9 protein-coding genes and 1 tRNA gene are annotated in these 7,416 nt (G+C 37.1%); 8 read left to right on the top strand and 2 right to left on the bottom strand.

Going from position 1 to position 7,416, the window contains the following annotated elements; genetic code table 11:
* The first annotated feature begins 148 nt into the window (after nt 1-148).
* The 7 genes from L6N96_06495 (at nt 149) to L6N96_06465 (ending at nt 4,907) form a co-directional block, all read left to right on the top strand.
* Nucleotides 149-1,210 carry a V-type ATPase subunit gene (locus tag L6N96_06495; GenBank protein ID MCP8323806.1) on the top strand — a complete coding sequence of 354 codons (1,062 nt, stop codon included), beginning with the start codon at nt 149-151 and terminating at the stop codon, nt 1,208-1,210.
* A gap of 26 nt (nt 1,211-1,236) precedes the next feature.
* A complete protein-coding gene (locus L6N96_06490) occupies nt 1,237-2,919 on the top strand; it encodes a hypothetical protein (protein MCP8323805.1) in 1,683 nt (560 codons plus the stop codon).
* Between the two features lie 10 nt (nt 2,920-2,929).
* Entirely contained in the window at nt 2,930-3,199 is a 270-nt protein-coding gene (locus L6N96_06485; protein ID MCP8323804.1) for a hypothetical protein, read from the top strand.
* 36 nt (nt 3,200-3,235) lie between these two features.
* Nucleotides 3,236-3,559, top strand: coding sequence for an ATP synthase subunit C (locus L6N96_06480; GenBank protein ID MCP8323803.1), 324 nt, complete (start codon nt 3,236-3,238; stop codon nt 3,557-3,559).
* A 272-nt stretch (nt 3,560-3,831) separates the two neighbouring features.
* A complete protein-coding gene (locus L6N96_06475; protein MCP8323802.1) occupies nt 3,832-4,056 on the top strand; it encodes a hypothetical protein in 225 nt (74 codons plus the stop codon).
* A 63-nt stretch (nt 4,057-4,119) separates the two neighbouring features.
* Nucleotides 4,120-4,365, top strand: a complete 246-nt coding sequence (locus tag L6N96_06470; protein ID MCP8323801.1) for a MoaD/ThiS family protein — start codon at nt 4,120-4,122, stop codon at nt 4,363-4,365.
* Nucleotides 4,366-4,367: 2 nt separating this feature from the next.
* Entirely contained in the window at nt 4,368-4,907 is a 540-nt protein-coding gene (locus L6N96_06465; protein MCP8323800.1) for a hypothetical protein, read from the top strand.
* 14 nt (nt 4,908-4,921) lie between these two features.
* Here L6N96_06465 and L6N96_06460 read toward each other — a convergent pair whose 3' ends face one another.
* Nucleotides 4,922-6,190, bottom strand: coding sequence for a hydroxymethylglutaryl-CoA reductase, degradative (locus tag L6N96_06460; protein MCP8323799.1), 1,269 nt, complete (start codon nt 6,188-6,190; stop codon nt 4,922-4,924).
* A 460-nt stretch (nt 6,191-6,650) separates the two neighbouring features.
* Here L6N96_06460 and L6N96_06455 point away from each other — a divergent pair.
* Nucleotides 6,651-6,782: transfer RNA gene (locus L6N96_06455), tRNA-Val, on the top strand.
* 294 nt (nt 6,783-7,076) lie between these two features.
* Here L6N96_06455 and L6N96_06450 read toward each other — a convergent pair.
* The gene (locus tag L6N96_06450; GenBank protein MCP8323798.1) at nt 7,077-7,196 is read right to left on the bottom strand and encodes a DUF1059 domain-containing protein; all 120 of its coding nucleotides are present in this window, start codon (nt 7,194-7,196) and stop codon (nt 7,077-7,079) included.
* Between the last annotated feature and the right edge of the window lie 220 nt (nt 7,197-7,416).

Here is a 7,416-nt window from a genome sequence, read left to right as displayed (position 1 = left end):
AGGTAGAGAGAGGATGTGTGATTATTTACCATCCTCGAATTTTTAAATATTCAATGGATACTGAATGGATATCTATTAATTAAATATCATTAATTTTTGATGCAGATAATTTATATATATCAATCTTGGCCGAATCCTAGGAAGAAATATGTCGATTAAGGGAGCAATGAATTATTCTTTCACTGCCGCTATCATCTCTACCTTAAAGTCGTATATGTTAAATTCTGAAGATTATGAAGCATTATTGAAATCTACTTCTGTTAAGGATTTTTATAATATATTAGAAAAAACATCATATCGTATTTTTTTAAGTAAAACATATGAAGAAAAAGAAGCAGAGAATCTTGAGAGAAGGCTGTACGAGGACTATATCAATACCTTGAACAAGATTTACAGAGTATGTCCTCAAATAAGTCTCAAAATGGTAGATGCAATCCGTCTTAAACATGAATTGCACTCATTAAAGATGATTTTAAGGGCGTTGATTAGTGAGCTGGATACTAAGTATGCCCTTCAACTCGTAATTCCAATAGGTAAATATAGCCCAGATGTCTGCAAATCGATATTAGAATCTAAATCTATACAAATAGCTATTGAAAATGTTGAAGAACCTGATCTGCGCCGAGCCTTAATCGATATTTTTAAGCAACAAAGGGAATCAATTGTCTCTTATCTTTTGGAGGCAACAATTGATCGATATTCACTAACCAAAATCTGGCGCTCCTTATTACCTGAACCAGATAGAGTCGCCCGACGTATTGTTGGTACGATGACAGACTTCTCAAATATTATGTTTGTATTACGTTCCAAATATTTGGACCTAGAAGCAGATATTATACATTCGTTTATTATTCCAGTTTATCGCTATTTCCCACCTTCACAGCTGGATAAAGTAATTGGAGCTCCAACCACACGTGATGCCATGAGACTTTTAAATCAAGGGTATTATGGTAAGTTGATAACTCAACCCTCTCTTGGGTCAGAGACCACAGCTCTTTCTGAAATTGAAACAATTTTTGATCGTTATTTAGCTCAAGAATGCTTATATTCTTTTCAGGGCTATCGATTTCATGCTGGACTTATCATTAGCTATCTGACACTAAAGTTTAATGAAATATCAGACATTAGCGCTATACTGTTTGGCAAAGTTAATAAAGTGCCTGTTGACACCATACGCCGTAAGTTAATACTTCATCAACGTATATCTTAACTTATTTACATGGTGGTTGAACAAATTTGGAAATAAAAACCAATCAAGTTAAACAACGCTCAAAATATCGAATACAAGGATCTGTACCGATGGTTGAGATTGCAGCCTTCGTACATAAAGACTATATCGATCGAGTTATGCATGAAGTTGGACGACTCGAAAGCCTTCAGTTAACAGATGCTCATGCGTCTCTTGAGAAGTTCCAAGAACCATCGATAGAAGAGACCAGTGAACTTTCATTAAAAATTCCATCATTACTCTCACGAGTTGACTCCTTACAATCTCTCCTAAAGTCAGAGGTACAAACAAAGGAAGAACTAGACGTTCCTGTTGAAAATCTAGAAGATTTACTGAAATTATCTGAAGAGAAAATTACATCAGTGGAGAAGGCAGTATCCGAAATTCAGAGTGAAGTAGATCAATTAGAAATGGAAGACGAATCGGAAAAAGAGAAAATATTGAAGGAGAAGTTAGCAGAAATATCCGATAGTAAAGGGCCTGATCTGGATGCTATTACTCGATCTCTTGAAGCCCAACAAAAAATAGATGATGTAAAAACATTGATGGTGCGCACAAAGAATGCATATGCCTTTGAAGGATGGATTCCTCAGGAAAGATTGGATGAGACGGTCAATTCGATTAGAACTTTTTCTGAAGGGTACGGAGACATTGTATACACTAAAGAGGCTCCAGCTAGTTCAAAAGAGGTTGAAACAGATAATGAAAAACCTCCTACATCAATTAAAACGCCCTCTTGGATGGGAAAACTGTTCTCCGCTTTCTTTGGCTTAACTAAAGCCTTTGGAATGCCAGACTTTTATGAAATCAATCCCGTCTTGCCTTTCTTGATCACCTTTCCAATTGTCTTTGGTATGATGTTCGGGGATATAGGTCATGGCCTCCTACTTATTATTTCAGGTATAATCTTTTACTTGATGAGAAATAAGGTCGAATTGAAGCCAGGAAGCATATTCTCTTACATTTTTAAGGGCGCTCCCATAATAATTGTATGCGGTATTGCAGCAATGTCATTCGGTTTCCTATATGGAGAGTTTTTTGGAAGTGAGGAATTTTACTCAATGTTAACTGGATTGCACGAACCTATCTGGTTTTCACCAATTCACGATCCTATATCCCTACTAAAGTACTCCATCATGTTTGGCGTCTTTCAGATATCCTTTGGCTTGATGCTGGATTTAATCAATAAGTTGTCCTCTAAGCGTATAAAGGAAGCCATCATGGGCCCAATTCCTTGGCTCTGGCTCTACCTTAGTGGGAGCTACTTGGTGTTTTCAGAAGGTTTCGGTGTCTTTAAGATCATATTTCAGGATCCTGCTGTTATGGGTATATACGTTCTGCTTCCATTCGGAGTTTTATTGCTCACGAATTTTATTGCTCATAGAACCATGGGCCTAATGCATGCATTAGAAGCCTTACTGATGTCCTTTTCACACACCGTCTCATATACGCGTATCCTTGCTCTCAAAATGGTTCACTCAATATTTAGTGTACTTATACTTCCGACAAGCACTATAGGTCTAATAATCTTCCCAATTGGAACCATCTTTCTTATAGGAATATTTGAAGGTCTGCTTGCCTTCTTACACACCCTCCGATTACATTGGATCGAATGGTTCACAAAATTCTACAAAGGAACAGGAATACCCTTTAAACCCTTCAGTACAAGAAGAATCCCGTTGTCTGACTAAACGATCAACCTTGTCACAAAAAGGTTTTATGGGCAAAATAGGCAAGTTCCTAATCTTCGGTCTTGAATTACCTATTCTTGTTATTATAGGTCTCTATATCGGATTTTTATTCGGGGAAAATTTGAATGGCCCTTGGACTGGTGTATTTACTCTAGTCGGCGCCTTTATCGGTCTTATAATAGGTTCGATCATTCTTTGGTGGGTTGCTATAAAGATGTATAGAACAAATAAATCATCCATTAAATCTTCAAGTTCTCATCTATTACACCGTAAATTTTAATACATGCATATTATCTCCCTTGGATTGTGCAGGAGCTTGAAAGGAAAAATCAATAAAAGAATCTTGTTCATGGCTGCATTTGGTGCCCTGATCATGTGCACCATTTCGTTAGCCCCAATTTCATTAGCCCAAGAAGGAGAGATGGGAGAAACAGGCCTTTTAATCGTTGGTGCAGGTCTTGCTGCGGGACTTGCTTGCTTTGGAGCAGGTATAGGTTTAGGAATTGCAGGTTCGGCGGCTATTGGTGCTATCAGTGAGAAACCTGAGATGTTCGGTATGACCTTCATCTATATAGTCTTCGTCGAAGCGGTGGCAATATATGGGCTCGTCATCGCATTCATGGTTCTAGGAATGGTATAACATAAAGGGTAGCATATCAGTCAGAGCAATGATATAAGAGATTATTAGTGAAGCCAACTTTAGATTCATATTAGTATGAGATCAATATCTAGACTCATACTAATATGATGATGATACTTCATGATAAATGTATATACTCAATCTAATTATATACATTGAGTAAAATCACCTTCTTTTATAGAAGTTAATCATCAATAATAAAAAAGGTGTTTATTGTAGAAATAATTTATATATACTTGAAGTGTTTGCTTCATCTTGTCTCGGTGCAACTCATGAATCGTATAAAACGTATTTCGATCCAGTTGTTGGAGAAGCATGGTAATATATTTACTGATGATTTCGATAAAAACAAAGACGTGTTAGGACAAGTAGCTATAGTGTTGTCCAAGCAGTTGAGGAACGAAATCGCTGGATATATCACAAGTTCTAAGAAAAAGGAAAAAGAGGATGAGACTGTATCTGAAGAAGCATCGGAGGATAATGCCGAATCAGAGTAAGAATGTATAAATCTTTAAACTTAAACTTAAATTTATGATTAAATCCTTTTTATTTATATCATTATGATCAAAGTTAAAGCTCATGGGTCTTTAATAACTGCTCTAGGTAAAGCAGAATTTGAAATTAATGAAGATGGAATAAAAGTTAAGAAAATCCTTGATATAATTACATCATCTTCTGGATATAAGCCATCACCACTCCTTATGTTAATTTTGGTCAACGGTATAGAAATATCTGCTTTAGATCAAGAAGATACGGTTGTGAAGTCGGGCGATAAAGTCGTCTTGATACCAATCCATGGGGGATAAAATTGAAATTTATCAGACTTAACGAGAACACCTCATCCCTCATTATCGGGATAAAGCGAGTGTATATTGGCGATCCTGAACAATTTTTAAGAAATATCAGAGAGAAATTCCCAAGCCTTACCGTACAAGCTTTAGACGCAAACTTCGTTGCTGGCTTTGAACATATAAAATTGATCTTACACCAATCATGGATTGCATTCAACAGAGGCATCTCTTACTCAAAAAAGCTTGATTTGGAGCTTATCGTCAGAGTGGCCTGCGACTCCCAGATAAATAGAGCTCTCACGACCGTGGGGTTAAAATCTGGAACGATGGATTTAGTACTCATTGCTATAGGTAATCAAAAGCATTTAAAATCCTATGCTGAAGCCATAACGAGTTTAGGAGAAATCTCAGACAACGTCTTAAAGTTAACTCCAAAAAAGGAGACTTACTTGATGAAGCACCATAATATATCCAATAACCTATTTAAAGCAACAATTGCCATTAAGAATAAATTAGCCATGATACTCTCAGAGAAGGCAAATCTTCTTAGATTTTAGTCAAAATTTAAACTTTACATCTCATTAAGGAGCTCTTTCGCCCTATCCATCCTTACCTTCCTTTCCTCCACCATCTTTGCCGCAATTTTATCAACGATTTCGCCTTTTGCACCTGCCATAATGGCTACATTTCTTGCATGGAGCTTCATATGCCCTCTTTGTATCCCTTCAGTTGCTAGGGCTCTTAATGCCGCAAAGTTTTGAGCAAGTCCAACCGCAGCCATCACTTCAGCAAGCTCTAGTGCACTTTTCACGCCAAGTATCTTTCTGCAAATCTTCGCTATAGGGTGCACAGCTGTAGTACCTCCTATCACTCCTACAGCAATCGGTAATTCTATCGTTCCTACCAAGTCACCATCCTCATTCTTTTCCCAAGTTGTCAATGGCATATAGCGGCCATTCCTAGCAGCATAAGCATGAGCTCCGACTTCTAGTGCTCTTGTGTCATTTCCTGTTGCTAATGCCACTGCTATGATACCATTCATAATTCCTTTGTTATGGGTGGCACATCTGTAAGGATCTGCATCAGCGAAAGCGAAAGCACTCAATACGCTATCTACTACTTCCTCCCCTCCAATTACATCCTTATCCATTATTACCTTCGATCTAACCAGTCTCTTAGTTGCAAGGTTTGAGATTATCCTTAACAAAACCTGACTTTTTGTTATCCTCTCTATAATAGGAGCTACAGCCTCTGCCATAGTATTGACAGCGTTTGCTCCCATAGCATCCTTGCAATCCACGAATAGCTCTGTAATGACCATGGGTCCCTTGATAGTGTCTATAACTTTGACATCTAAGTCCTTTGCACCCCCGCTTAGGGATACTAAGATTGGGTCTTGTTCATTCGCTTTAGCTAAAATCTCTTCTTTAACTGATAATATGCTCATCTTAGAACCGTAGGGGTCTTTTATACCTATGGCTTGTATTTGACCAATCATTATGGGTTCCGTACTATATGTGAAGAAGCCATTCTTGACTCTCGCCATCTTTGCTACATTACTTGCAGCAGCAACTACAGACGGCTCTTCTATAGCCATAGGGATCAAGTAATCCTTTCCATTTATGAGAAAATTTACGGCAATCCCTAAAGGCACAGGCATGGTTCCTATGACATTCTCTATCATCCTATCTGCTAACTCTAGCTTCAATCCTCCCATCGACTGAATCAAGCTTGCCTCATCCTCACTAAGGCCAGCGAAATCCTTAACGATCTTTAATCTATCCTCTGGACTTATTTTGTAGAATCCAGAAATTTTGCTAGTCCTAACTTTTAAAATCATTAGTATACACCCTTTACTATAGTCAAGTGATGACTCTCGTTTAAACCTTATTTTTCTTATTTCAAGAGTTTAAGTGAGATATGAAAGTATATTGGCATTACTACTCGCTTTCCTAGTCTCGAGAAGAATTTTAAATACTACATCTTGGATGTCCTCTCAGCAACTCTACGTTTTCCATAACATCTCTCATAAGTTACTCTTTCAGACCCATTCTATGACTTATCATTTATCTAGATCAATGCACTTCTTGGTATAAAGATATCATAGAATACTTTTTACTTACCTAATTGCACTGAGGGTTCAAGCAATAAAATACCTTTTGACTAATGAATAGTGCAGAGCTGCATAGAGGACATCTAACAACATGTTCTGCTATAGTGATCGCTCCCCGAGTTAACTTCTAAGAAATAAATGAATATAAAAAACCTTTTTAATGGTTTACGATCCGAATATTATTGTTGGGTCGGTCGTCTAGAGAATGGGAGTCTGTATATAAAACTCTCGTTCAGAAAATCTGGTTAGGACAACAGCTTACAGCTGTCACGCTCTGACACGGCGTAGGTCCCAGGTTCAAATCCTGGCCGACCCACCACATTAACCACTTGAGAGCCTGAGGCTTTTAAAGCGTTAACGGAAAGACCTGAATATATCGTTGACAATGGGTTTGTGTCATAACTGCTATAATTTCAGCAAACATTTGAACCTATTCTTTTTTTCATAATATGTGAAGGAATAGTAGTATGAAGTAAGAAGAAAAAAGTATAGAAGAAGTTTACTACTGATAAGGGTTTACTTAAACGATACGGATCTATAATAAGAACAGCTTGTTCTCTTAAATATTCCTATTAGAGTTTTGTATTATCGATCGATAACATTCGTTATTTATTTATTCTTTCTTGACTGCTGCTTTGATCGCTTCCATCATTTTTGGATCGTTGAGTTGTTCATCCGTATAGCCATGCACAGTTTTAGCGTGACTTTTCATATCATCTAACAACTCGTCCATGGTTTCACCGCGAGCGATGTAGGGGCAAGTGGATTTTGGATCTAAATTCTTACAAGCTAATGTTAATCCTATAACAATCTCACCTCCTTCATACTTCAGGTATTATTTAAAAAGTTTATTTGTTTATAAATAATACATAATATTTTAATCTTCGCTTATAATATCTTTTCATACTTTATGAAAAAGCTCACGCTTAAATACTACACTCGAGTAATAGATT

Source organism: Candidatus Methylarchaceae archaeon HK02M2, from assembly GCA_024256165.1.
GTDB lineage: Archaea > Thermoproteota > Nitrososphaeria > Nitrososphaerales > JACAEJ01 > HK02M2.
The sequence above is the reverse complement of the archived record's forward strand: the minus strand, read 5'-3'. Positions and strand labels throughout refer to the sequence as shown.